We start from the raw sequence: 23,978 nt of genomic DNA on the forward strand, positions 1-23,978 counted from the left end.
CCTCAACAGGAAGCTTACCCGACCTGTCTCAATGGACTTTGTCCAAACGCAAACTTGTTCGCGAGCGAAGCATTTTCTCTTCGGCGGAAGGGTCGAGCCTACTGGACCAGCGGCGATGCGCTTGCCTCGATATGTGCGCCTTCGATTTCGGCCTGTCCGGCCAGAACGCTGACATACTGGCGCAGCGCCCTTTCCTCCACCTGTGACCGAAGACGCTCGGCGATCCGCTCCTGGACAACATCGAACGGAAGCTTGCGGCCTGGGATGCGCAGATCCACGGCCACGATGTGGAAGCCATAGCGTGTCTTGACGAGGTCGCGAAGAATTCCGGACGCTCCGAACTTGAAGACAGCCTTTTCGAACTCCGGCACCATGTCGCCGCGCCCGACCTGGCCGAGATTGCCGCCCTGCTCTCCTGACGGGCAGTTGGAAAGCTCGGCGGCAAGCGCCGCGAAGCGGTCTGGCTCGGCAAGCAGCGTGTTCAGCGCTTGTTCGGCCCGCACCCGCATATGCGGCACGTTCACCTGCGGCGTCACTTGAAACAGAATATGACGAACATTGACCAGATCGCCGCTTTCGAACTCGGCCGGGTTACGCTCGTAATACCGGCGGCATTCGGCGTCCGTCGGAACGGGCGTCACCACCTCCTTTTCCAGCAAGGCCTCAATCGCCGCCTCGACCGTCTCATCGTCCTCGGTCGCCGGCTCCAGCAGGGCGAGTGCGATGGCACGTTGCCGCAAAAGCTCGCGCGCGGCTGCAAGCTCAGCCGGCTGACCGGCGTCCACCGTCACCGCAAAACCGTTGACCGACAGGATCATGGCCGGGTCGGCTCCTGGGCGCGGGTCTTGGGCGTGCGAACGATCTGGTAGGGCCTAAATAGGTAGGACAGTGCGCCCGCCCCGCTCCAGATGTGGATCATGCGCGTGAACGGCGAGACGAGGAAGATCGTGAAGCCGAGCAGGATGTGCAGCTTGTACGTAAGCGGCACACCCATCATCAGTGTTGCAGCGCCGCCGTCAAGCGTGACAATGCCCTTCACATAGCTCGTCAGTGTCTCGAACAGTCCGCCGTCCATATGGAAGGCCGACAGTGGAACGGTGAGCAGGCCAAGCGCAAGCTGCAGCCAAAGCATGAGGGTGATGGCAATATCCCATTTGCGGCTGTTCAACCGGATACGCGGATCGGCGAGCCGGCGATGGATGAGGATCGTCAGCCCGACGATGGCGACGAGGCCGGCGATGCCGCCGACCACCATGGCAAGAAGCTGGTGCGCGACTGGCGTCAGCGCCCAGTCGACCGCCCAGTGCGGCGCCAAGAAACCCGCGAAATGGCCGAGGATGACGACAAGGACGCCGTAGTGGAAGAGATTGGAGCCGAGCCTCAATTCGCGCTTGCGCAACATCTGCGAGGAATCGCTCTTCCAGGTGTAGGGCTCGCGGTCGAAGCGGATGAGGCTGCCGATCAGGAGCACCACGAGACAGATATACGGATAGACGCCGAAGAGAAGCGTGTTCACGTAGGAATTGGCGAGCATGAAGAGCCTCCTTCCTTCTCAAGTTGTGGAGCCGCCGCCGGCCGTGTCGGCATCGGCAAAAGCGGGCCGCTCGGCCCAGTCGCGGTCGAGCGTTTCCGCCGGTTCGCGAACCGGTTTCACGCTGGCCGCATCGACGGGTTTCTCGCCTGCGATGGCGAGCAGTGCCTGGATGACAGCGGCATAGCTGCTTTGCCGGGCCAGCAGCGCGCGGCAGATGGAGGCCAGAATGGCCTTGCAGTCGACCAGCAGTTCGCGCGCCTCGGCCATGTCGCGCTGGCCCAGATACTCGAGCACGACCGGCAGGTAGTCCGGCAGTTCCGAAGCGGTGAGCTCAAAACCGGCGGCGGCGTAGAGTGCCTTCAGTTCGACCATCGCGGCACCCCGATCCCGGCCGTCGCCATGCAGGTGCTCGAAGAGATGTAGCGACAGCGCCCGCCCCCGGTCGAAGAGATCGACATAACGCTCTTCCGCCGCAAGCAGGTCGTCTTCGTCGATCTCGGCGAGAAGGCGAAGCAGGTCCTCACGCTCGCGTGTGGCCAGCAGTGGCGAGGTGCGCATCAGCTCGGCGATCTCAGGCAGCGCCTGGCGCATCTCGGCGTCCGGATAGGAAAGCAGGGCACTGAACGCCTTGAAGATCAGCATGGCACGTGCCTCACGTATCGAGTGGTCGCACTGGGTTCAGCTTGCGCCGCCCCATCTTGCCGCCGAAGAGCGAGGAATGCGGCGGGCCGAAATCGCAGCCATTGCCGAAGGTGAAGCCGCATGAGCCCTTCAGCCCGTACGCGTCTTCGGCTTCCTCGCGGTGGCTGGTCGGGATGACGAAGCGGTCCTCATAATTGGCGATGGCGAGATAGCGGTGCATGTCCTGGACCTGCGCGACCGAAAGCCCCGCCTGCGCCAGCACCGCGTCGCCGTCGCCCTCTCCGAGCTGGCGCTGACGGAAATAGATGCGCATCGCCAGCATTCGCTCCAGGGCCGATACGACCGGCGCCTCGGCGCCGGCGGTGAGCAAATTGGCGAGATAGCGCACGGGGATGCGCAACGAGCGCACGTCGGGGATCTCGCCCACCGTCTCGATGGCACCGGCATTGGCATGCGACTGGATGGGCGAGAGCGGCGGTACGTACCAGACCATGGGCAATGTCCGATATTCGGGGTGCAGCGGAAAGGCGATCTTCCAGTCCACCGCCATCTTGTAGGCGGGGGAGCGCCTTGCTGCCTCAATCCAGTTGTCGGCGATGCCATCTGCTCGAGCCTGCTCGATCACTGCTGGGTCGTTCGGGTCGAGGAACAGCTTGAGTTGCGCTTCGTAGAGGTCCTGCTCGTCCTCGACGGATGCCGCCCGCTCGATGCCGTCAGCATCGTAGAGAAGCACGCCGAGATAGCGAATGCGGCCGACGCAGGTCTCCGAGCAGACGGTCGGCTGGCCGGCCTCGATGCGAGGATAGCAGAAGATGCACTTCTCCGCTTTCCCCGAGGTCCAATTGTAGTAGATCTTCTTATAGGGACAGCCGGACACGCACATGCGCCAACCGCGGCACTTGTCCTGATCGATGAGGACGATGCCGTCCTCCTCGCGCTTGTAGATCGAGCCGGAGGGGCATGAGGCGACGCAGCTCGGGTTCAGGCAATGTTCGCAGAGCCTCGGTAGATACATCATGAACGTATTCTCGAACTGGCCGTAGATGTCCTTCTGCACCGCCTCGAAATTATAGTCCTGCGAGCGCTTGTCGAATTCGCCCCCGAGGATCTCCTCCCAGTTCGGCCCCCATTCGATCTTTTCCATAGGCCTGCCGGTGACCAGGGACAGCGGCCGGGCGACGGGCGCGGTCGGCAGTTCCGGCGCTTTCTGCAGATGCTCGTAGTCGAAGGTGAAGGGCTCGTAGTAGTCGTCGATCTCGGGCAGATTCGGATTGGCGAAGATATTGGCCAGAACGGCGAGCTTGCCGCCCTGCTTCGGGACGATCTTGCCATTCTTTTTCCGCTTCCAGCCGCCGTTCCAGCGCTCCTGGTTCTCCCAGTCCTTGGGATAGCCGATGCCGGGCTTGGTCTCGACATTGTTGAACCAGGCGTATTCCATGCCCTGGCGCGAGGTCCACACCTGCTTGCAGGTGACGGAGCAGGTGTGGCAGCCGATGCACTTGTCGAGGTTGAGCACCATGGCGATCTGCGCGCGGATCTTCATGATGCGGTCTCCTCGGCAATCGGGTCGACAGGGTTGGAGCGGTCGAGCCATTCGACCTTGACGAGCTTGCGCACCACCACGAACTCGTCTCGGTTGGAGCCGACCGTACCGTAATAGTTGAAGCCGTAGGAAAGCTGCGCGTAGCCGCCCACCATGTGGGTGGGTTTCAGCACCGTGCGCGTCACCGAATTGTGGATGCCGCCGCGCTGGCCGGTGATCTGCGAACCGGGCACGTTCACGATCTTTTCCTGCGCGTGATACATCATGCACATGCCTTCTTGGACGCGCTGGCTGACCACCGCGCGCGCCGCGATCGCGCCGTTCAGGTTGAAGAGTTCGATCCAATCATTGTCGACGATGCCGGCCTTCTTCGCATCGGTCTCCGAAAGCCACACAATCGGCCCGCCGCGCGACAGCGTCAGCATGATCAGGTTGTCGGTGTAGGTGGAGTGGATGCCCCATTTCTGATGTGGGGTGATGAAATTGAGTACGATTTCCTTCTCGCCATTCGCCTTCTTGCCAAGCATGGCGACTGCGGTACGGGTGTCGATCGGCGGACGGTAGACGGCCAAGCCTTCACCGAAATCGCGGAACCAGCGGTGATCCTGATAAAATTGCTGACGGCCGCTGATTGTGCGCCACGGGATCAGCTCGTTCACGTTCGTGTAGCCGGCCGTGTAGGAGACATGCTCGCTCTCTATGCCGGACCAGGTCGGCGAGGAGATGATCTTGCGAGGCTGCGCCTGGATGTCGCGGAAGCGGATCTTCTCGTCCTCGCGCGTCTTGGCAAGATGGGTGTGGTCGCGCCCAGTGATTTTGCCGAGCGCCTCCCAAGCCCTCACCGCTACCTCGCCGTTGGTTTCAGGCGCGAGATACATGACGGTTTCGGCAGCATCGATGTCGGTGTCGATGCGCGGCCGTCCATCGGTCGGTCCGCCGTCGTTGACACGATGGTTAAGGTCGCCGAGTCCCTTCACCTCGGTTTCGGTGTTCCACGAAATGCCCTTGCCGCCGTTGCCGAGTTTGTCGGCCAACGGCCCAAGCGCCGTGAAGCGGCGGTATGTATTGGGATAGTCGCGCTCGACCACGCTGAGCTGAGGTGCGGTGACCCCGGGCACAAGATCGCATTCGCCCTTCTTCCAGTCTTGTACTTCGAACGGCTGGGCAAGCTCCGCCGGCGTGTCGTGCTGGATGGGGGTCAGCACCACGTCGCGTTCGACGCCAAGATGGCCTTCCGCCAGTTCGGAAAAGCGCTTGGCGATCGCCTTGTAGGTCTCCCAGTCGCTTTTCGCCTCCCACACCGGATCCACGGCCGCCGACAGCGGGTGAATGAAAGGATGCATGTCGGAGGTATTGAGGTCGTTCTTCTCGTACCAGGTGGCCGTCGGCAGCACGATGTCCGAATAGAGGCAACTCGTCGACATGCGGAAGTCGAGCGTGACCACAAGGTCGAGCTTGCCTTCGGGTGCGGCGTCGCGCCAGGCCACCTCGCGCGGCTTCTCGCGGCCTTCCTCGCCGAGGTCTTTGCCCTGCAATCCGTGGCGCGTGCCGAGGAAGTGACGCAGGAAATACTCGTGCCCTTTGCCGGACGATCCGAACAGGTTCGAACGCCAGATGAATAGATTGCGCGGGAAATTGACCGGATTGTCCGGGTCCTCGCAGGCCATGCCGATCTTGCCGGATTTCAGGCCGGCGACGACATGGTCCTTGACACCGACGCCCGCGTTCTCGGCTTCGGTCGCGAGCGCCAACGGGTTGACGTTGAGCTGCGGCGCCGAGGGCAGCCAGCCCATGCGCTCGGCCTTGACGTTGAGGTCGATCATGCTGCCGCGATAGGGCGCGGGATCGGCAAGCGGCGACAGAAGCTCGGCCACGTCCAGCTTCTCGTAGCGCCACTGGTCGGAATGCGCGTAGAAGAAGGAGGTGCCGTTCATGTGGCGCGGTGGCCGCACCCAGTCGAGCGCGAAGGCGAGCATGGTCCAGCCTGTCTGCGGCCTCAGTTTCTCCTGCCCGACATAATGCGCCCAGCCGCCGCCCGAGACTCCGACTGTCCCGCACATCATCAGCATGTTGATGATCGAGCGGTAGCCCATGTCCTGGTGGTACCAGTGGTTCATGCCGGCGCCGATGATGACCATCGAGCGACCCTTGGTCTTCTCGGCGTTTGTCGCGAAGCCGCGCGCCACGTCGACGGCGTGCGCGATCGATACGCCGGTGATCTTTTCCTGCCACGCGGGCGTATAGGGCACATTGTCGTCAAAGCTTTTGGCGCAGTCGCCGCCGACCCCGCGGTCAAGCCCGTAATTGGCACAGAGCAGATCAAAGACGGTGGCGACATGGGCCTCGCCGTCCGCCAGCTTGACGCGACGTACCGGCACGTTGCGCATCAACACGTCGCCGCCTTGGTCGTTTCCAGAAAAATGCGGATGTGGCGTGCCGCCGAAATAGGGGAAGGCGACCGGCAGCACGTCGTCGCGCCGATCTATGAGGCTTAGCCCCAGTCGCACCTCCTTGCCCGTCTCGCCGTCCTTCTCCTCGAGGTTCCAGCGACCCTTTTCCTCGCCGTCCGACGGCCAGCGATAGCCTATCGAGCCCTGCGGGACGACGAGATCGCCGCTATCCTCGGCAAAGGCCACGGTCTTCCAGGCGGCGCGATCGGTTTTCGGTGTCTTGCGGCGCGATTTCGGCCCGCCTGCGAGATCGCTCTGGCGGACATAGCGGTCGGGCACAAAGCGGTCACCGTCCTTCCGCAGCCGCACCAGCATCGGCAGGTCGGTCAGACGCCGGCAATAGTCCTGGAAATACGGCACCTGTCGGTCAAGGAAGAACTCCTTGAGGATGACGTGCCCCATCGCCATGGCGAGCGCCGCGTCCGTGCCCTGCTTGGGATGCAGCCAGAGGTCGGACAGTTTCGCCACCTCGGCGTAGTCGGGTGTCACGGCCACGACCTTGGTGCCATTGTAGCGCGCCTCGACGAAGAAATGCGCGTCGGGCGTGCGCGTCTGTGGCACGTTGGATCCCCAAGCGATGATGTAGCCGGAGTTGTACCAGTCGGCCGATTCCGGCACGTCGGTCTGCTCGCCCCAAGTCTGCGGACTCGACGGCGGCAGGTCGCAGTACCAGTCGTAGAAGGACAGCAGCGTGCCGCCGATGAGGCTCAAATAGCGCGCACCGGAGGCATAAGAGACCATCGACATGGCCGGGATTGGTGAGAAGCCTACGACCCTGTCAGGACCGAAGGCCTTGACCGTATGCACGTTAGCGGCGGCGATGATCTCAATGGCCTCCGCCCAGGACGAGCGCACGAAGCCGCCGCGCCCGCGCATCGCCTTGTACGATTTCGCCGCCTTTTGATCATCGACGATCGAGGCCCAGGCCTCCACCGGCGCAAGCGTCTTGCGCGCCTCGCGCCAGGCCTTGACCAGACGGCCGCGCACCATCGGATATTTGATGCGGCTGGCGCTATAGAGATACCAGCTATAGGAAGCGCCACGCGAGCAGCCCCGCGGCTCGTGGTTGGGCATGCCGGGCCGCGTGCGCGGATAGTCCGTCTGCTGTGTTTCCCAGGTGACGACGCCACTCTTGACGTAGATCTTCCACGAGCACGAACCGGTGCAGTTCACGCCGTGAGTGGAACGTACGATCTTGTCGTGCTGCCAGCGCTGTCGGTAGCCCTCCTCCCACATGCGGTCCTCGTCGCGCAACTCGCCATGGCCATCGGCAAAGGTCTCGCGGCGGCGGGACAGGTAAGTCAGGCGTTCCAGGAAGTGGCTCATACGGCTGTTCCTTTTGTCGGCGTCAGTTTTGCGAAGCCTTCTGCTGTGCGGCCCCCTCGCCCATGACCGGGGCGCGCCGCACCTCTGTCAGATAGTTCCACGTCAGTGACACCCAGACGATGCCGTAGAGCAGCATGAAGCAGCTCGAATTGACGCCGAGCCGATCGAGGATGGCACCGAACATGATCGGCAGCAGGAAACCGCCAAGGCCGCCCATCATGCCGACGATGCCGGACACCGCGCCCATGTTTTCCGGAAAGTCGTCGCCGACATATTTGAAGGTCGAGGCCATGCCGCAGGCGAACGCGATGCCGAGCACGAACAGAAGCGCGGTGAAGAACCAGGCCGGCAGGGCTAGGCCGAAGCTCGCCGGGCCGCTGACCGTATGGATGGTCAGCTCGGTCTTCGGATAGGAAAGCAGGAAAAGGCAGATCCAGGCGACCCACAGCACCCACCATGTCACCGCATGCGCGCCGAAGCGGTCGGAAAGCCAGCCGCCGAATGCGCGGAAGACGCCGGCCGGCAAGGCAAAACAGGTCGCCAGCAGCGAGGCCTGCGCGATGGTCAGACCATATTCGGACTTGAAATACTGCGGCATCCAGATCGACAGTGCCGTAAAGCCGCCGAAGACGATGGAATAATACTGGCAGTATTTCCACACTCGCGGATCGCGCAGCACGGCAAGCTGTGACCGCATGGATGGCGAAGTCGCCGTCCGCGCGGTATCCGGCGCCGAGAATATCCAGAAGACTCCGGCCGTCACGACCAGGCCGACTGCATAGACCTTGGGCACCATCTGCCAGCCATAGGCGTCGATAAGCCACGGCGCCACGAACATGTTGAGGGCCGCGCCTACCGTGCCTGCTCCAAAGAAGCCCATGGCGAAGCCGCGCCTTTCCTTGGAAAAGAACCGCGCGACATAGGGCGTGCCTACCGAGAAGGAGGCTCCCACCAGCCCGAGCGCCAAGCCGAGCAGCAGGAAATGCCACAGCGCAGTGGCATAGGAGGAAATCCACACCGGAACGGCGCAGCCGAGAAGCAGTGCCAGCATCAGGCGTCGGCCGCCGAGACGGTCGGTCCAGATGCCAAGCGGCAAGCGGAACAGCGCCCCCGTCAGCACCGGCATGGCGGTCAGAAGACCGAATTCGACCGAATTGAGCCCGAGTTGCTCGCGGATCGGGATGCCGATCACGCCAAACATCATCCAGACGGCAAAGCAGGCCGTGAAGGCCCACGTGCTGACAACCAATACCGCGGCGCTTCCTCGCCTGGGCATCCAAGCCTCCGGCTCCGATTCCTAGGTTGTTCCGAAAAATATCGCATCGCGATCATCCCAGTTCTTAGCGCAAATGCAAGTACAAACCGGAATCGCCCACCAAACCCAGGTCCCACCGCGTGAGCCCTGCGAGCTCTGTAAGAGGGCCTGGGACTCCTGATGACGATGCACGCAGCAATCGACAACGGAGCTCTGAATGATGCCGGAAGACCAGATACACATCGTCATGGGTCACGCAACCGGCGCCATGCGCCGATCAAAAACGTCGAGAAATTTCGCCAGAATTCAATCAAGCCGACCTGAAGCGCCAAATACAAGATGGCGACCTGCCGGTGCTGCATCAGCGATCCTGCAGATTCGAAATAGATCACGCTGGCTACAAATATCCCATTTTCGCCTTCGCCGATCGCGAGGGGCAATGGCGCATCAATCGCATCCGGCGGTCTCGAAACGGAGAACCTTGGGGAGCTTGCAGCTCGCATCCTATAGCGCGGAGCAGGTGTTCCCACGATTGACGCGTCAACCCACCAAGGCAAGGATGCGTTCCGGCGAACGCGGCAGGTCCGTCAGTTCGGCGCCCAGCGCATGATTGACGGGGTTGCCGCCGCAACCGGAATGGTCGCTACCTCGCCGACGGCTTTTGCGAGCCGGGACAGGCCCTCGGCAGATGTTATCGTTTCATGATGCGGGTTGTTCATCTCCGTTCTCCGCAATCTGTGCCTCCCGGCCGAAACCGGGAGGCGGACCGCAGTGTTGAGGGTGAAAAATCGCAACGGTCAGGCAGCTTTGCGGGGACGTTCGGTATCCTGCGCGATCTGCTTACTGACTGCCGACGCATCGCCAGAGCCGATGGTGATGCGACGCGGCTTCAGCTCTTCGGGAATCTCACGCACTATGTCGATTGTAAGCAGGCCATTGTCGAGGTTCGCCGCCACAATCTTCATGTGGTCGGCCAGCTTGAAGGTCTGACGGAAACTGCGGTAGGCGAGGCCCTGGTGCAACAACTGCCCGCCGGTCGGTTCATCGCTCTTCTGGCCAACGACAACCAACTCGGGGCCGTGCTGGGTGAGCTCAACTTCTTCTGTGCTGAAGCCCGCAATCGCCATGGTGATACGGTAGTCGTTCTCGCCGACCTTCTCGATGTTGTAGGGCGGCCAGTCGGCCCGAGTGCTACTGTCGAGCATATCGAAGAGGCGGTCGAAACCGACCGTGGTGCGGTAGAGAGAGTCAAAGGTTCTCATAGCCATATTCTCCTTGAGCAACATGGGTATAAGGGACGCCGCCCCATGCGGCGCCGCCAGTTTGCCGAGCCAAACGGCCTCGACGGCGAGGAATTAGGGACGGCGGAAATTTGGTTCAAGAGCCCTATTCAAAAAAAATTGGCTGAGGATCCGCAGGCCCGTCCATCCTTTCGTCACCGAAAGAGTGCCGGGATGTCACGGTCCCCCTCAAAGATGTTTGCCACCTTCAGGAACTCACCCTGAGACGATAGAAAATCACCTCTTTGCGGCCGTACTCTCTGCCGATTGGAACGCCGCATAAATCGCGCCGAGGCGGATAAGAAATCTAAGCATGGAATCTCTCCGTCGACAGGATCAACAGGCCGGCATCAAGATAGTTCCAAGGTTTGCGAGCTGGGACTATTTTGCCGCCTCGCCCATTGTCCAACCACGGGCGTCGAGCTTTGGCATCGCGCGGCCATCACCCTTCCTGTCTGTGATCGCCTTCGTCGTTCAATCCAGGTATCAGATGCGCTTCACCGGACAACCATTTGTCCTTGTTCAGCAAGCCAGCGTCTTCGAGCGCGTCGATGTCAGGCAGATCACGCAGCGTGTTGAACCCTAAATGGGTCAGGAATGTCTTTGTCGTTACACAAGTGTAGGGTGCCCCGGGGGTAGGGCTGCGCGGACCCGATGCGATGAAGCCCGCACCGCGCAGATGGCCGATCAGGTCGCGGCTTATCTCGCGGCCGAAGAACGACGATAATTCACCGCGGGTCACCGGCTGGTGTGGAACGCATAAAGTGCGCCCGAACGGCTTAGGCCGGAAAGACCTTTCCAACGAAATGGCGCGCCTGCATGGCAAGTGAAGCGGAGTTCGTGCACCGCGAAAACATCAAGCACTTCGAAAAGAGGTTGGAAACCGAGACGGACCCGGCAGCCCGGAGTGTGCTTTTGAAGTTGCCGGATGAGGAACGGACGAAGCTCTCGCAGATTGAGACTCGGACGCGTCAGCCCCATAAGTCCCATCAAATCCAGCGCTAGACGCAACGGCTCAGGCCCTGGGGGAATGGTCTGTCAAATATCTAATCGCTCCATATGCGCGAACCATCTACGCGGCGAGGAAGACTTGCGGCACGCGTCACTGCAGGATTTCAGAGAGCTAATGCAGCCCGAGCCTGAATAGCTCAAGGCTGCTGCGTTTTGGTTCCCGACGTTAACCGACCTTGCGAAACTGCGTGCGCGGTCGCCCGCCTTCAAGCAGTTCGGCTTCGGTGTTACGTCCCGACTCGAACAGATTTACGAGCCTTGTGGCGATATCCTCCGCCTCGGGAGACCTTGGCTGGCATTGATCCTCGGCACGGAGGACGTCGAAAACTCGCTTTAGCAAGTCGAGGTCAGAGGGATAGAACCCCGCCGCCTGTAGGAGTGACCTGTGCATCTCTGTGCCTCCAGAAGGGCGAGAGTGCGGTCTACGCTCCCAAGCAACGGAGCCCATACAATGGCCGCTGACCTTCGTACTATGGGCCGCAATTGCGGGCGTGGCATTGTCATTTGACATAGCGTTGCAAAAAAAGGCGATGGCTGAGCATCGAGCGCTCTGTCCGTTTCCGACTAGGAACCAGGCTCGTTCGGGGGCGTTCGCCACCTGAAGGGATTCATTCCACCATGGTTGATGAAAACAAAAGCGCTCTCGATGTATCGGTCGGCATACTCAGCCGTCTAATGACGGAAACCGGCATCACCGAAGCGCAAGCCCGTGAACTCATTGCTCTACTCGGGCTGAATTGGTCATCGCTGTTGCGAGAGGCGCGGCTCCTGAAGCGGTGACTGCCCTAGTATCGTAGACCCACACCTCGACAAGCCGAACCTAATATCGCCAAGCAGCTTGTTTCATGCATGAGAACACGCGGTGTCAATTTTCTCGATCAAGGGTTCGCCAACAACATCCCTGAGACGACAACGGCAGACGTCATCTCCGTCGACGAACTCACGCATAAGCTGATCGCCGCCGTAAAGGCGCACGGCATCAAGCGAGACGAGATCGACGAGGATGTCGACAGCCTCTATCGCACCATCCCCGACGCGATTGTGCACTACGACCCTGGCCTGCCTGAATAGCCTTGCCACTGCGGTTGTGGCGAGGAATACATTCCTCCGTTGCGGCGATCCCTCTCACGGAGATTGCCATGCCTCAGAAGACCCTCGCCGATACCCTTGCCGCCCGCGAAAGCATCCACATCAACTGCGGGCACCCGGTGTGCTGCAGATCAACCAAGCTCGATATCCAGGCGCTGATAGACCGCCTCGGGCCTGACCACGGTTCGATGCACCAGGATCTTGTCGGGCTGTTCGGCTGCTCCAGTTGCAAATTAGCCGACCGTGAGCGGCGTCCGGTGTTTTTCACATGCATTCCTGACTACGAAGGCCAGCAGCGGGAGCGCAACCGCGACTGGAAGCCGGCGTTCGATCGAGGATAGCGATTGACGGGAACATTAGCCGTCTCTGAAAGTTTGTGCCCGGCAGCTGGCGGTGCCTCCATTGCCTGCTGAAGATCGGGGGCAACCCTGATCGGCCCGCGCTCTCCGCCAGAGGCGCGGGCTTTCGAACCAAAGAGGAAGAGATGCCTGAAACGCCGGCTACAACCTACGTCGTGAGGGTGTTCGAGAAACCGCATTGGCGGACTGTGCTCACGACCAACGACAAGACCAAGGCGCTGGCTTTGGCGAAAGAGATTGGTGACAAGGTACGGGTCGACACAATTACGCCGAAGCCGGAGGAGCGCTAGAGGGCTCGGCGCAGTCGGCGACATAGCCGGTGATAGATCGGCGAGCTTTGAAGGTCACGGGCTGCGTGGGTGAACAGCAGCACGAAAAACAAAACCACAACTGCAGACACAAACCCGGTAACGAGAGCCATACAAGGGAACGACGCCGCCGTCGGGAAGTTCCGCGCTGAACGAGCGCCTTCTTCCGACGCCGGGTTGAGGCGACCATGGAGTATATGATCAGCATGCTTGACGCGATGGATGGTGACCCCGATCTTGAACCTGACCTGTCGAAGAACAGCACGACCGAGAGGCTGTACCGCTGAGGGCGTCACGGCCCTTCCTCTTGGCCGAAGTCCAACGGCGATACCGAAAAACTCACCGTTGATTGGCAACAGAGACCGGCGGACGACCCGCCGGTTTTCATTTGGTTCGATCGCTGCTTGGCAGGACATGAGACCCCGGCGCCAAGCGTGCTCCCCGAAGGGAGCGCTTGAACGATTTGAGCGAATAAGGGCAGTGGGCACGGCCCTTGGCCTGCAGGCGGCTGGCGCCAAGACGCGGGAGAAGTCGGCGGCGTAGAACACTGCGACCAATGTGCGACCAATGAATGGAGATAAGGGCAAGGTTGGGGAGATTATGATCGCATCATCGCCGAGGAGAACAACAATTCGTGGGTAGCCAGATCGTGGGGCCGATGCTGGCGGCTGCCTTGGCCTATTTCGAGGCCCAGCCATGAATATCACCAGACGTTCCGCGCTTAGTCGCAGGAAACCCTTGGAAATCAACGGAAGCAGTTTGCAACATAGCGCGAGGGCGATTTGGCACCACGGTCCGCCGATCAATGCATTGACTTTATTGGTCAATTTTGTGGTACCGTTGGCTGGGATCGAACCAGCGACCTCCGGATCCACAATCCGGCGCTCTAACCATCTGAGCTACAACGGCACGTTTGCCTGAGCGGGAGCGAAACAGAAACTCGTCCCGACCTGTCGTTCGGCGATGCGTCCTTACGGGCTTCTGGATTCTAATTCAAGGCTTTTGGAAAGCAAAGGTCACTTCCCCACATCGGCGCGGCATTTGCCTGGCAAAAAGAGGGCACAAGACAAGAACTGGGCACCAGACAAAGAAAAAGGCCGGCGGGAGGAGGTGCCGGCCTTTTCCTGTTACGAGCCAGCGGGAGGAGGTGCTGGCTGGTCACCCCGGGGAGCAGAGGGAGGAGGTTCCACCCGCCGGGTATTCCTTGATGGCTACCATCATACGCCTGATCGTTTTTAAGAAAATGCGACCTTTTGTTGCATCTTCGGATCATGCGTAAATGTTAGGCAACCTTGATTTCCTTCATCGCCTTCTCGAAGGCGGTCTTGATCGGCTTGGAGACGTCCTCGGCTGCCTTGGAGGCGACGGCCTGGAAGTCCTTGGCCTGCTCGACGGTCGCTTCGACGCGCTTGCGCAGGAAGGCGGTCTGCAGCTCGACGACTTCCGACAGCGACTTGGCGCCGATCAGGGCTTCGAGATGGGAGAAGCCGGCCTCGGCATTGGCGCGCAAAGCGGAAATGGTCTTGAGCGACAGGTCGCTGGAAACGGTCTTGGCGGTCTCGAAGGTCGACTCCAGAGCCTTCTGGGTCTCCTCGGCACCGGTCTTCAGCTTGGCATAGGCTTCCTTCGACTGCTCAACGCCCTTTTCGGCGAAAGCGCGCATCTGGTCGGTGGCCTTGGAAGCGTCGAAGCTCGGGAATTCAACGTTTTCGATCGTCTCGGCGGTTTTGGTCCTGGACATTTTCCATCCTTTTCAGCGGCGGCGGCTTTGACAGAAGGCCGTCTCGTTCATGTATGATGGCAATATAAAGGCAAATTTTGTGCATTGCAATATCTTTGTTGCAGTGCACCATAAATTTCTTTTGAGCCGTTAACCAAGAGCCCAGATTCCAGCCTTTGCACGTTCTGGCTTGTGGACCTTCGCGCCTCCGGCTTTTATTAACAAAGCGTTAACTGCAAATTCGCCGCTCCGTGAGGGTTCGCCAAGCGCATGCCGTCCGAATATTCCTTCCTCGACGTCGCCGTACTCGACGCGGTCCGCCAGCGCTTTGCCGCTGGCGACGCGATCGCGATCCTGTCGGCGGATCTGGAGCAGGTGATCTGGGCCAATGGACCAGGCGCCGCGGTGTTCGGCTATCCCGACATCGAGGCGATCATCGGCGCCTCGGCGCAGTTGCCCTTGATCGCCAGGCGCCAGATCATGGCGACCAGCGGATTTCCCGAGATCGGCAGCGACCGCGCCATCATGGTGCGGCTGGCGACCGGCATGACCAGCCGCGCCGTCGGCTTCCTGGCCAGTGCGGTGACCATGCCGGATGCCGAAAAAGCCATCATGCTGGCCGTGCCGGCGGCGCAGACGGGTTCGCGCAGTGCCGGCGAAATCGCCGCTCGCGCCATCAGCGGCTTCACCGAGGATGGCCATTTCATCGCCTTTGTCGACGCCGGCGGCACTATCGAGGCGGCCTCGGAAGGATTTTCGGCACTGGGCATCTTGCCGGAGACGCTGGCCGCGCTCGTCGCCGACGTCGCGGCCGAGAGCGACCGCATCGTCAAGCGCCTCGTCCCCGGCCGCATGGTCTCCTATCCGGCAGGGCTGGCAAGATTGACCGAGGAGCGGCATCTGCTGGTGGTGATCGACGAGGACCAGCTCGACGATAAAGCCGCTGCCGACGACAGCGTCGTGGAACCACAGCAGCCAGCCCCAACCGAGACCGCAGCTCCGGAAAGCACGATCGCCCAGCCGGAACCGGATCAGGACAACAGACCGGCAGTCGACAGCGAACACGCGACTGCCGCAGTGGACGAATCGAGCGTTGCACAAGCCACCGAGACCAAATCGGTGCCTGCCGAGCCTGGGAATGTCTATCCAGACGAGCGACCCGCGGAGACTGCGGACAACGACCCAGGGAGTGCCGGCGGCACGCCGGCGCAGCATGATCACTGGTACTTCAATGCCGGTGAGGATGATGCACAACGAACCGACCGGCCAGCCGCAACCGAGCCCGTTGAGCCTCCCAGCACCGCCGCGGAGGTCGCAGCGGAAAATCCGACGCAGGACGGCACGAAGACCGCCGCGCCTCTCGAACGCCCGGTGGCGCGGTCGATCGACCGCACGGCGGCGCCGGTACGCTTCGTCTGGCGCACCGATGCCGAGGGCAGGTTCAGTGCGCTGTCGCAGGAATTCGCCGACATCGTCGGCAAGCCGGCGGCCGACGTGATCGGCCGCCGCTTCAGGGATGTCGCGGCCACCTTCGGGCTCGACCCCTCCGGCGAGATATCCGGTCTCCTGGAACGGCGCGATACCTGGTCCGGGCGCTCCGTGCTGTGGCCGGTCGTCGGCACCGATTTGAAGATACCTGTCGACCTAGCGGCCCTGCCTGTCTATGGCCGCAGCCGCGCCTTCGAGGGTTTCCGTGGCTTCGGCGTCGCCCGCCCCAGCGATGCGGTCGTCGATCCGGAAGCGATCGGCATGGCGCTGGTGCCCAATGGCAAGGCGCCGGTGCCGCAAGCCGTCGAACCCGAGCCCGAGCAGCCGAAGGCCGAGCAGCCTCAGGCATTGGATCCATTCAAAGGTGAGGTGCCGGCGCTGACCATCGTGCCGAAACCGGAGCGGCGCTTTGCCGACAAGGTGATCCGGCTGGCCGAGCATCGCCAGCCAGCCAACGACAAGGGCCTGTCGACGCTGGAACGCAGCGCGTTTCGCGAGATCGGCGAACGACTGAAGAAGGACAGCGCCCCGGTCGAGCCGGCAGAGACCCAGAAGCCCAACCTCGAAAGCTTCGGGGAGGCTACGATCGAGACGTCTGCCGAACCTTTGGCGGAAACAGCGGAGGCCGAGGCTCCGGTCGAGGCGGCTGGCGACCTTACGCATGCCGGCGATATCCCCGCGGCAGAGCCCGAGGACGAACCGGTCGAGCCATCCGAGACCGATGCCGAAGACGAGCAGGATCTGGCGCGGCTTGACGGCGGTCGCCCGGACAAAGCGGTTCATGAGGGACCCACTGGACCGAATGTGACGGGCTCGTTGCTCGACTATGCCGGCCATGATGACGAAAGCGGTCCGGTCGCGGACAACAATGACGCGGCCTCTGTTTCCGAGCCGGTGACGGCGGAAACAGAAATCACCATGCCCGTCACGGCTGGCGAAGGGCCGGCTGGCGCTGATGCGACACATGACGCCGTCGATGACGACAGCATGACCTCAGCGGATTTTCGCGATGCCGAGGATAGTGAAGATTGGGCGCAGCCCGACGCGGAAGGCGCGGCGCCTGACGAGGAGGCGGCTGCATCCGTCGAAGACACCACCAGCGCAAGCGACGCCGTCGCGGCACGCGTGGAGCGCCCTCGCCTGCAGGTGCCGCCGCTCAAGACAGAAGGCTTCGTGCCGTCGGCGTTTTCCGCCGGAGATGAACACAAGGCTCCGGACACCTTGCTGCTCGGCAGGCTGCCGGTGCCCCTGCTCATCCATTCCGGCGACCAGTTGCACTATGCGAACGAGGAATTCCTCAATCTGACCGGCTATGAGGCGCTCGATGACCTGACGGACGCCGGCGGCCTCGGCGCGCTGTTTGCCGACCCCTATGCCGACGACGGCGCTACCGACGGCACCGATCATGCGCTGCGGTTGAAGACGCGTGACGGACAGGAATTCCCGATCGAGGCCATCTTGCGCTCGGTTCCCTGGCGCGACGGCAAGGCTCTGATGCTGGTCGTGCGCCGCTCCGGCGAGGACGACGCACCGGCGGCCCTACATTCGGTTGGCGACGAACAGACGCAGCCCGACATTCCCGAGCTGAAGGCCCGCATCGCCGAGATGCGCACCATCATCGACACCGCCACCGACGGCGTCGTGCTGATCGGCCGTGACGGCACCATCCGCTCGATCAGCCGCCCGGCCGAAGCGCTGTTCGGCTTCGACAGCGACGACGTGACCGGTAAGCCGTTCGCCTCTCTGTTCGCGATCGAAAGCCAGCGCGCGGCGCGCGACTATCTCAACGGACTGTCCGAGCCCGGCGTGGCGAGCGTCATGAATGACGGCCGCGAGGTGATCGGGCGCGAGGCGCAGGGGCGCTTCATTCCGCTGTTCATGACCATCGGCCGACTGCCCAACGACAGCGGCTTCTGTGCAGTCGTGCGCGACATCACGCAGTGGAAGCGGGCCGAGGAGGATTTGACGCAAGCGCGTGCAGTGGCCGAGCGCGCGTCTTCGCAGAAGACCGATTTCCTCGCGCGCATCAGCCATGAGATCCGCACGCCCCTCAACGCCATCATCGGCTTTTCCGAACTAATGATCGACGAGAAGTTCGGACCTGTCGCCAATGACCGCTACCGCGACTATCTGCGCGACATCAACCGCTCGGGCAATCATGTGCTCGACCTGGTCAACGACCTGCTCGACATCTCGAAGATCGAAGCCGGCCAGCAGGAGATGGCCTACGAGGCGGTTTCGCTCAACGACACGCTGGCCGAGACAGTGGCGATGATGCAGCCGCAGGCCAACCGCGAACGCGTCATCATCCGTTCCAGCTTCGCATCGCGGCTGCCGGAAGTGGTGGCCGACCTGCGCAGCGTGCGCCAGATCGCGCTCAACATCCTGTCGAATGCCATCCGTTACACCCAGGCCGGCGGCCAGGTGATCGTCTCGACCGCCTATGAGACGTCGGGCGACGTTGTCATGCGGGTGCGCGACACCGGCATCGGCATGAGCCAGGCCGAAATCGAGCAGGCGCTGAAGCCGTTCAAGCAGATCAACGCGCTGAAGCGTGGGCGTGGCGACGGCACGGGCCTTGGACTGCCACTGACCAAGGCGATGGTGGAAGCCAACCGCGCCCGGTTCACCATCAACTCGACACCGGGGGAAGGCACCCTGGTCGAAGTCGCGTTTCCGTCGACCCGTGTGCTCGCGGAATAGGCCAGCCCTTTCCACAGCTCAGCCTCTTTTGTTTGGCGCAATTCCGAACGGAAAACCGCTATGCACTTTTCCTGGAATTGCTCCGGTAAAAGAAAAGGCGCCCAAAGGACGCCTTAAGAGATGGGATTGCTGTCACAACGGGGGCTTGAGCGAATTCGGATCCTCCGGGGGCTGAGGAACGGGATTTCTCCCTCAAGTTGTATGCGACTATCGACGCCGGACCTTAACAACTCCTTACCGGGCAGCCAAAAAATTTACGAATGTGTACCACTCGTGAAATCTAGGTAAATTCTACCGACATATTTGGTTAACCATGCCCGAGAGTCTTTTTCATGGATGTCGTTGTCTCAAAACCGGAGCCACATTTGAGCGACATGCAGTAGCAGCTACTCGGCCAATTGCGGCAGGTTCTTGAACAGCTCCAGCGCCTCTGGATTGGCGAGCGCCTCCTTGTTCTTGATGGCGCGGCCGTGCACGACGTCGCGCACCGCAAGCTCGGTGATCTTGCCGGACTTGGTGCGCGGGATGTCGGTGACGGCGACGATCCTGGCCGGCACGTGGCGGGGGCTTGCCCCTGTTCGGATTTTCGCCCGTATGCTTTTTTCGAGATCCGCGTCGAGCCGCACGCCGGCGGCCAGCCGCACGAACAGCACGACGCGCACGTCATTGTCGAAATCCTGGCCGATGCACAACGCCTCCAGTATCTCCGGCATCTGTTCGACCTGGTTGTAGATCTCCGCCGTGCCGATGCGCACGCCGCCTGGGTTGAGCGTGGCGTCGGAGCGGCCATGGATGATCAGGCCGCCATGCGCGGTCCATTCGGCGAAATCGCCGTGACACCAGACATTGTCGAAGCGCTCGAAATAGGCCGCCCGGTACTTCTTGCCCTCGGGGTCGTTCCAGAAGCCGATCGGCATCGCCGGAAAGGCCTTGGTGCAGACCAGTTCGCCCTTCTCCTGTCGGATCGGCCTGCCGTCGTCGTCCCAGACATCGACTGCAAGGCCGAGGCCGGGTCCCTGGATCTCGCCGGTCCAGACCGGCTGCGTGGGCACGCCGAGCACGAAGCAGGAGACGATGTCGGTGCCGCCGGAAACCGAGGCCAGATGCACATCCTTCTTGATGCCGTCATAGACGAAGCGGAAATCCTCCGGCGACAGCGGTGACCCGGTGGAAGAAATCGCACGCACGCTCGACAGATCATGCGTGCGGATCGGCTTGAGACCGGCCTTGCGCACGGAATCGATGAATTTGGCCGAGGTGCCGAAAAAGGTCATCTTCTCGGCATCGGCGAAGTCGAACAGCACATTGCCGTCGGGGTAGAAGGGCGAGCCGTCATAGAGCAGCAGCGTCGCACCCGAAGCGAGCCCCGACACCAGCCAGTTCCACATCATCCAGCCGCAGGTGGTGAAGTAGAAGAAGCGGTCACCGTCGGTGAGACCGGCATGCAGCCGGTGTTCCTTGACGTGCTGGATCAACGTGCCGCCGGCCGAATGGACGATGCATTTGGGAATGCCGGTCGTTCCCGACGAGAACAGGATGTAGAGCGGATGCAAAAACGGCAGCGGCTCGAAGGCAACGGGCTTGCCGGCGAAGGGCGACAGCGCTTCTTCCAGCGCCACCGCCTTGTCGACGGTAGCAGCGACATCGCTCGATGTGCCGAGATAGTCGACGACCAGGATCTTGCGGACAGTGCCGAGCTCGGCCGCGACCGCGGCGATCTTGTCGGCGACCTCGATCGCCTTGCCGTTGTACCAGTAGCCATCCGGCGCGATGAAGACGACGGGCTCGATCTGACCGAACCGGTCGAGCACGCCCTGCTCGCCGAAATCGGGAGAGCAGGACGACCAGACGGCGCCGATCGAGGCGGCGGCCAGCATGGCGGCAACCGTCTCCGGCATGTTGGGCATCATCGCCGCAATGCGGTCGCCCTTTTTCACCTTGAGCGACAGGAAAAGCTGCTGCAAACGCGAGGTCAGCGCATGCAACTCGTTCCACGACAGCCGGCGTTCGACCTTGTCCTCGCCACGAAACACGATGGCCTCACTGGCGCCGGTCTTCCTCAGCAGATTCTCGGCGAAATTCAGCGTGGCATTAGGGAAGAAGGAGGCACCGGGCATCTTGTCGCCGTCGACCAGCACGGACTCGATCCCATTGGTCCCCTTGTCGCCGACGATACCGCAGAAATCCCAGACCAGGCCCCAGAACCCTTCTCGGTCCTCTACCGACCAGCCGTGAAGCTGCGAATACGAAGAAAACGTTACGCCGGCTTTCACAGCGGCGGCCTTGGTGAAAGCGGTCAAGGGTGCTGCATCAATCTGGTCTTGTGTCGGGGTCCAGAGCGGTACTTCGGCAGCCATGATGGTTCCTCCACGGTCGCCATCGCTTATGCATATCGCAGCGCAGCAGAGCAAGATTTTGTTCGGTCAATGCGACCAGATGTGCGCAAATGCCATCGCCGAGCCATAAAGACTTGAAATGCCTCAGCCCTAAGTCGTAGTGACGACTGGACGTCGTGGTGACGACTGGGGTTACACCCGTCGGGCGATTTGTCGGAATGGAAGCATACGGGGCGATATGCCATCATCTTTGATCCGGCGCGGGGTATGGACGATCGGCGCTGCCGGTATCGTCATCGCGCTGGTGGTTGCCGCCCTGCCGCTGATCGCCTCCACCCGTATCGTGCGCGACCGTATCGCCTGGGAAATGAGTGCGTGGAGCGGCTTCCGGGTCGCCATCGAAGGTTCGCCGCGCATCGAGGTCTGGCCGACATTCCGGGCCATCCTGACCGATGTGACGCTTTCACAATGGACCGACACCGAGGCGCCACCGGTCGTCGAGGCAGAACGGGTCGAGGTCGACCTTTCCGCCATGGCGGCGCTGCGCGGCGACGTGGTGTTTTCGACGGCGCGGCTGGTGCGGCCGACGATCCGGGTTCAGCGCACGCCAGCCGGCCTCTTCCTGCCCGCCGTCCCGACCGGCGGGCGCATCACGCGCTCCATCGATGCGGCGCGCGGCGTGGTCAATGCCGACCCCGCCAAGCCGGACCTCGATAAGCTGCCGGCCGACACCTTCGGCACGGTGGAGTTCCGCGACGGCCGCATGGTGGCCTCCATCGCCGGCAAGGACGTCGAAATCCTGAGCAGTTTGACCGGCCAGGCGAATTGGGCGGCGATGAACAGCAATGCGACGCTGTCGGCCACAGGGATCTGGCGCGGTGAAAGCGTTGCGCTGGACGTCGCCTCGGCGAAACCGCTTGTGCTGTTTGCCGGCGGTACGGCGCCGCTCACGCTGTCCTTCAAGGCGGCACCCGCCACCTTCTCGTTCGACGGCACGGCCAGCATGTCCGAAAACACCTATTTCGACGGCCAGGCGAAATTCTCGGCACCCTCGCTGCGGCGTGTCCTGGAATGGTCGCAGGCCGGCATCGCTCCGGGCGCTGCCATCGGCTCGGTCGGCATTTCGAGCAAGATCACGGCGACGGGCGGGCGCGTCAAGTTCGACAACACGGCCATTTCCCTGGACAACAATCCGGGAATGGGTGCGCTGGACCTCTCGCTCGGCGAGGCACAGCCGGTGATCTCCGGCACGCTCGCCTTCGACACGCTCGATCTCAGATCGTTCCTCTCCGCCTTCACGCCGCTGGCGCCGACCGGAGGGGCGGGACCCGGCGAAATCGACACAAGTTTCGCCGACAAGATCAACCTTGATCTCAGGTTGTCGGCAGCGCACGCCACGGCGGGGCCTATCCAACTCGCCGATGTCGCCGCCACCGCACAGGTCAAGGATGGTCTTTCCGCCTTCGATATTTCCGATGCCTCGGCCTTCGGCGGCAACATCCAGACCAGCCTTCGTTTCGACCGCAAGCCGGAAGGTACGCAGGTCGAAATCCGGCTGCTGGCGTCCGACATCGACGGCGGTGCTTTCGGCACGGCGGCAGGCATGACCCGGCTGGTGCCGGTCGGCACGGGGACCGTCTCGGTGATCCTCAAGGGACCGGGCAGAACCTGGGACTCCATCTTTGACAATGCCGACGGCTCGGTTTCGGCGACCTTCGGGCCAGGTGCGTTGAGCAAGCTCAACCTGCCGGCCTTCCTCAAACATACCGAGCAAGGCGGCTTCTTCGCGCTTGACGACGTCTCCGACGGAACGTTGCCGATCGACGGCGCCGAGATCAAGGCCAGCATTTCGAAGGGCGTGGCACGGATCGACAAGGCCGAGGCCAATTCGGCGAAGTACAAGATCTGGCTGTCGGGCATCGCCTCCTACGCCGGACGAGGACTGGCATTGTCCGGCGGTGTCATTCAGGCGGACCAGGCGGCAACACAGACCAATGGTCAGCAAGGCCCCAACCAGTCCTCGTTCTTCGTCGGCGGGACATGGAGCACGCCGTTCATTTCCCCGATCAGCCGCGGCGTTTCGGGGGAATAGGCCCGCCGCGCTTTCAATCTTCAGCCGCGCTGTGCGGCCTGCTCGTCGAGCTGGCGCTGCACCTCACGGCGCTTGTTGGCAAGCGAGGCGATGATGACGCCAATCGCCACAACGGCGATCAGGATGGTGCAGGCGGCGTTGATCTCCGGCGTCACGCCGAGGCGAACCTGGCTGTAGATCTTCATCGGCAGCGTCGTGGCGCCCGGCCCGGAGGTGAAGCTGGCGATGACCAGATCGTCGAGCGACAGAGTGAAGGCCAGCATCCAGCCGGACACGATGGCCGGCATGATGACCGGCAGCGTGATCTGGAAAAAGGTCTTCACCGGCGTTGCGCCCAGATCCATCGCGGCTTCCTCGAGCGAGCGGTCGAAGGTGATGAGGCGCGACTGCACGACGACGGCGACGAAGCACATGGTCAGCGTGATGTGGGCGAGGGTCACGGTGAGGAAGCCGCGGTCGAGGCCGACCGCGACGAAGAGCAGCAGCAGCGACAGGCCGGTGATGACTTCCGGCATGACCAGCGGTGCAAAGACCATGCCTGAAAACAGCACCCTGCCCCTGAAGCGCGTGTAGCGGGTCAAGGTGAGCGCAGCCAGAGTGCCCAGCACCGTCGCAACGGTGGCCGAGATCAGGCCAACACGCGCCGTCACCCAGGTCGCGTCCATGAGGCCCTGGTTGTGGAACAGCGAGACGTACCATTTGGTCGAGAAACCGCCCCAGACCGTGACCAGTTTCGACTCGTTGAAGGAGAAGACGATGAGCAGCACGATCGGCAAATAGAGAAAGGCAAAGCCAAGCACGATCGAGGTGATGTTGAAGCGACTCCAGGTGGTGTTCATGCG

The 23,978-nt window shown here is 62.2% G+C and carries 17 protein-coding genes, 1 tRNA gene and 1 pseudogene; 6 read left to right on the forward strand and 13 right to left on the reverse strand.

Features of this window, described 5'->3' with window-relative positions; translation table 11 throughout:
* Window positions 1-98: 98 nt before the first annotated feature.
* The 9 genes and pseudogenes from ASD99_RS31000 to scpB all read right to left on the reverse strand — a co-directional run.
* Window positions 99-818, reverse strand: coding sequence for a peptidylprolyl isomerase (locus ASD99_RS31000; RefSeq protein WP_057145967.1), 720 nt, complete (start codon window positions 816-818; stop codon window positions 99-101).
* Entirely contained in the window at window positions 815-1,534 is a 720-nt protein-coding gene (gene narI / locus ASD99_RS31005) for a respiratory nitrate reductase subunit gamma (RefSeq protein WP_056583268.1), read from the reverse strand. Before narI ends, ASD99_RS31000 begins: the two co-directional genes overlap by 4 nt.
* An 18-nt stretch (window positions 1,535-1,552) precedes the next feature.
* The gene (gene narJ / locus ASD99_RS31010) at window positions 1,553-2,176 is read right to left on the reverse strand and encodes a nitrate reductase molybdenum cofactor assembly chaperone (RefSeq protein ID WP_056583270.1); all 624 of its coding nucleotides are present in this window, start codon (window positions 2,174-2,176) and stop codon (window positions 1,553-1,555) included.
* Between the two features lie 10 nt (window positions 2,177-2,186).
* Window positions 2,187-3,719 (reverse strand): nitrate reductase subunit beta, encoded by a 1,533-nt coding sequence (gene narH / locus ASD99_RS31015; RefSeq protein WP_056583272.1) that lies wholly within the window; start codon window positions 3,717-3,719, stop codon window positions 2,187-2,189.
* Window positions 3,716-7,495, reverse strand: a complete 3,780-nt coding sequence (locus ASD99_RS31020; protein WP_057145968.1) for a nitrate reductase subunit alpha — start codon at window positions 7,493-7,495, stop codon at window positions 3,716-3,718. The genes narH and ASD99_RS31020 overlap by 4 nt, the downstream gene beginning before the upstream one ends.
* Before the next feature lie 22 nt (window positions 7,496-7,517).
* The gene (locus ASD99_RS31025) at window positions 7,518-8,771 is read right to left on the reverse strand and encodes an MFS transporter (RefSeq protein ID WP_057145969.1); all 1,254 of its coding nucleotides are present in this window, start codon (window positions 8,769-8,771) and stop codon (window positions 7,518-7,520) included.
* Window positions 8,772-8,995: 224 nt separating this feature from the next.
* Window positions 8,996-9,190 (reverse strand): hypothetical protein, encoded by a 195-nt coding sequence (locus tag ASD99_RS31030; RefSeq protein ID WP_056583278.1) that lies wholly within the window; start codon window positions 9,188-9,190, stop codon window positions 8,996-8,998.
* A gap of 357 nt (window positions 9,191-9,547) precedes the next feature.
* Window positions 9,548-10,012: an Hsp20 family protein gene (locus tag ASD99_RS31035; RefSeq protein ID WP_056583281.1), complete on the reverse strand. Its 465-nt coding sequence runs from the start codon at window positions 10,010-10,012 to the stop codon at window positions 9,548-9,550.
* A gap of 460 nt (window positions 10,013-10,472) precedes the next feature.
* Window positions 10,473-10,778: pseudogene (scpB, locus tag ASD99_RS33015) on the reverse strand (SMC-Scp complex subunit ScpB); the annotation flags it as partial.
* Window positions 10,779-11,659: 881 nt separating this feature from the next.
* Between scpB and ASD99_RS34235 the strand changes: the two are divergent.
* The 4 genes from ASD99_RS34235 (at window position 11,660) to ASD99_RS34240 (ending at window position 12,779) form a co-directional block, all read left to right on the forward strand.
* Window positions 11,660-11,821 carry a hypothetical protein gene (locus ASD99_RS34235; protein WP_164482340.1) on the forward strand — a complete coding sequence of 54 codons (162 nt, stop codon included), beginning with the start codon at window positions 11,660-11,662 and terminating at the stop codon, window positions 11,819-11,821.
* A 69-nt stretch (window positions 11,822-11,890) separates the two neighbouring features.
* On the forward strand, window positions 11,891-12,112 hold the full coding sequence (locus ASD99_RS31055; protein WP_057145973.1) for a DUF768 domain-containing protein: 222 nt from the start codon (window positions 11,891-11,893) through the stop codon (window positions 12,110-12,112).
* A 68-nt stretch (window positions 12,113-12,180) separates the two neighbouring features.
* The gene (locus tag ASD99_RS31060; protein WP_056583289.1) at window positions 12,181-12,471 is read left to right on the forward strand and encodes a hypothetical protein; all 291 of its coding nucleotides are present in this window, start codon (window positions 12,181-12,183) and stop codon (window positions 12,469-12,471) included.
* A gap of 143 nt (window positions 12,472-12,614) precedes the next feature.
* Entirely contained in the window at window positions 12,615-12,779 is a 165-nt protein-coding gene (locus ASD99_RS34240; RefSeq protein ID WP_164482342.1) for a hypothetical protein, read from the forward strand.
* 850 nt (window positions 12,780-13,629) lie between these two features.
* On the opposite strand, the gene ASD99_RS31065 is transcribed toward ASD99_RS34240, so the two are convergent.
* Window positions 13,630-13,706: transfer RNA gene (locus ASD99_RS31065), tRNA-His, on the reverse strand.
* Between the two features lie 373 nt (window positions 13,707-14,079).
* Window positions 14,080-14,538 carry a phasin gene (locus ASD99_RS31070; protein WP_056583292.1) on the reverse strand — a complete coding sequence of 153 codons (459 nt, stop codon included), beginning with the start codon at window positions 14,536-14,538 and terminating at the stop codon, window positions 14,080-14,082.
* Between the two features lie 249 nt (window positions 14,539-14,787).
* Between ASD99_RS31070 and ASD99_RS31075 the strand changes: the two genes are divergently transcribed.
* Window positions 14,788-18,708, forward strand: coding sequence for a PAS domain S-box protein (locus ASD99_RS31075; RefSeq protein ID WP_057145974.1), 3,921 nt, complete (start codon window positions 14,788-14,790; stop codon window positions 18,706-18,708).
* Window positions 18,709-19,094: 386 nt separating this feature from the next.
* On the opposite strand, the gene ASD99_RS31080 is transcribed toward ASD99_RS31075, so the two are convergent.
* Window positions 19,095-21,065: an acetoacetate--CoA ligase gene (locus tag ASD99_RS31080; protein WP_057145975.1), complete on the reverse strand. Its 1,971-nt coding sequence runs from the start codon at window positions 21,063-21,065 to the stop codon at window positions 19,095-19,097.
* Between the two features lie 217 nt (window positions 21,066-21,282).
* Here ASD99_RS31080 and ASD99_RS31085 point away from each other — a divergent pair, with 217 nt between their 5' ends.
* Complete coding sequence (locus tag ASD99_RS31085) at window positions 21,283-23,136, forward strand: AsmA-like C-terminal region-containing protein (protein ID WP_057145976.1); 1,854 nt, start codon at window positions 21,283-21,285, stop codon at window positions 23,134-23,136.
* A gap of 20 nt (window positions 23,137-23,156) precedes the next feature.
* Here ASD99_RS31085 and ASD99_RS31090 read toward each other — a convergent pair whose 3' ends face one another.
* Window positions 23,157-23,975: an ABC transporter permease gene (locus ASD99_RS31090; RefSeq protein ID WP_056583301.1), complete on the reverse strand. Its 819-nt coding sequence runs from the start codon at window positions 23,973-23,975 to the stop codon at window positions 23,157-23,159.
* Between the last annotated feature and the right edge of the window lie 3 nt (window positions 23,976-23,978).

The sequence above is a fragment of the Mesorhizobium sp. Root695 genome, assembly GCF_001428185.1.
Lineage (GTDB): Bacteria > Pseudomonadota > Alphaproteobacteria > Rhizobiales > Rhizobiaceae > Mesorhizobium.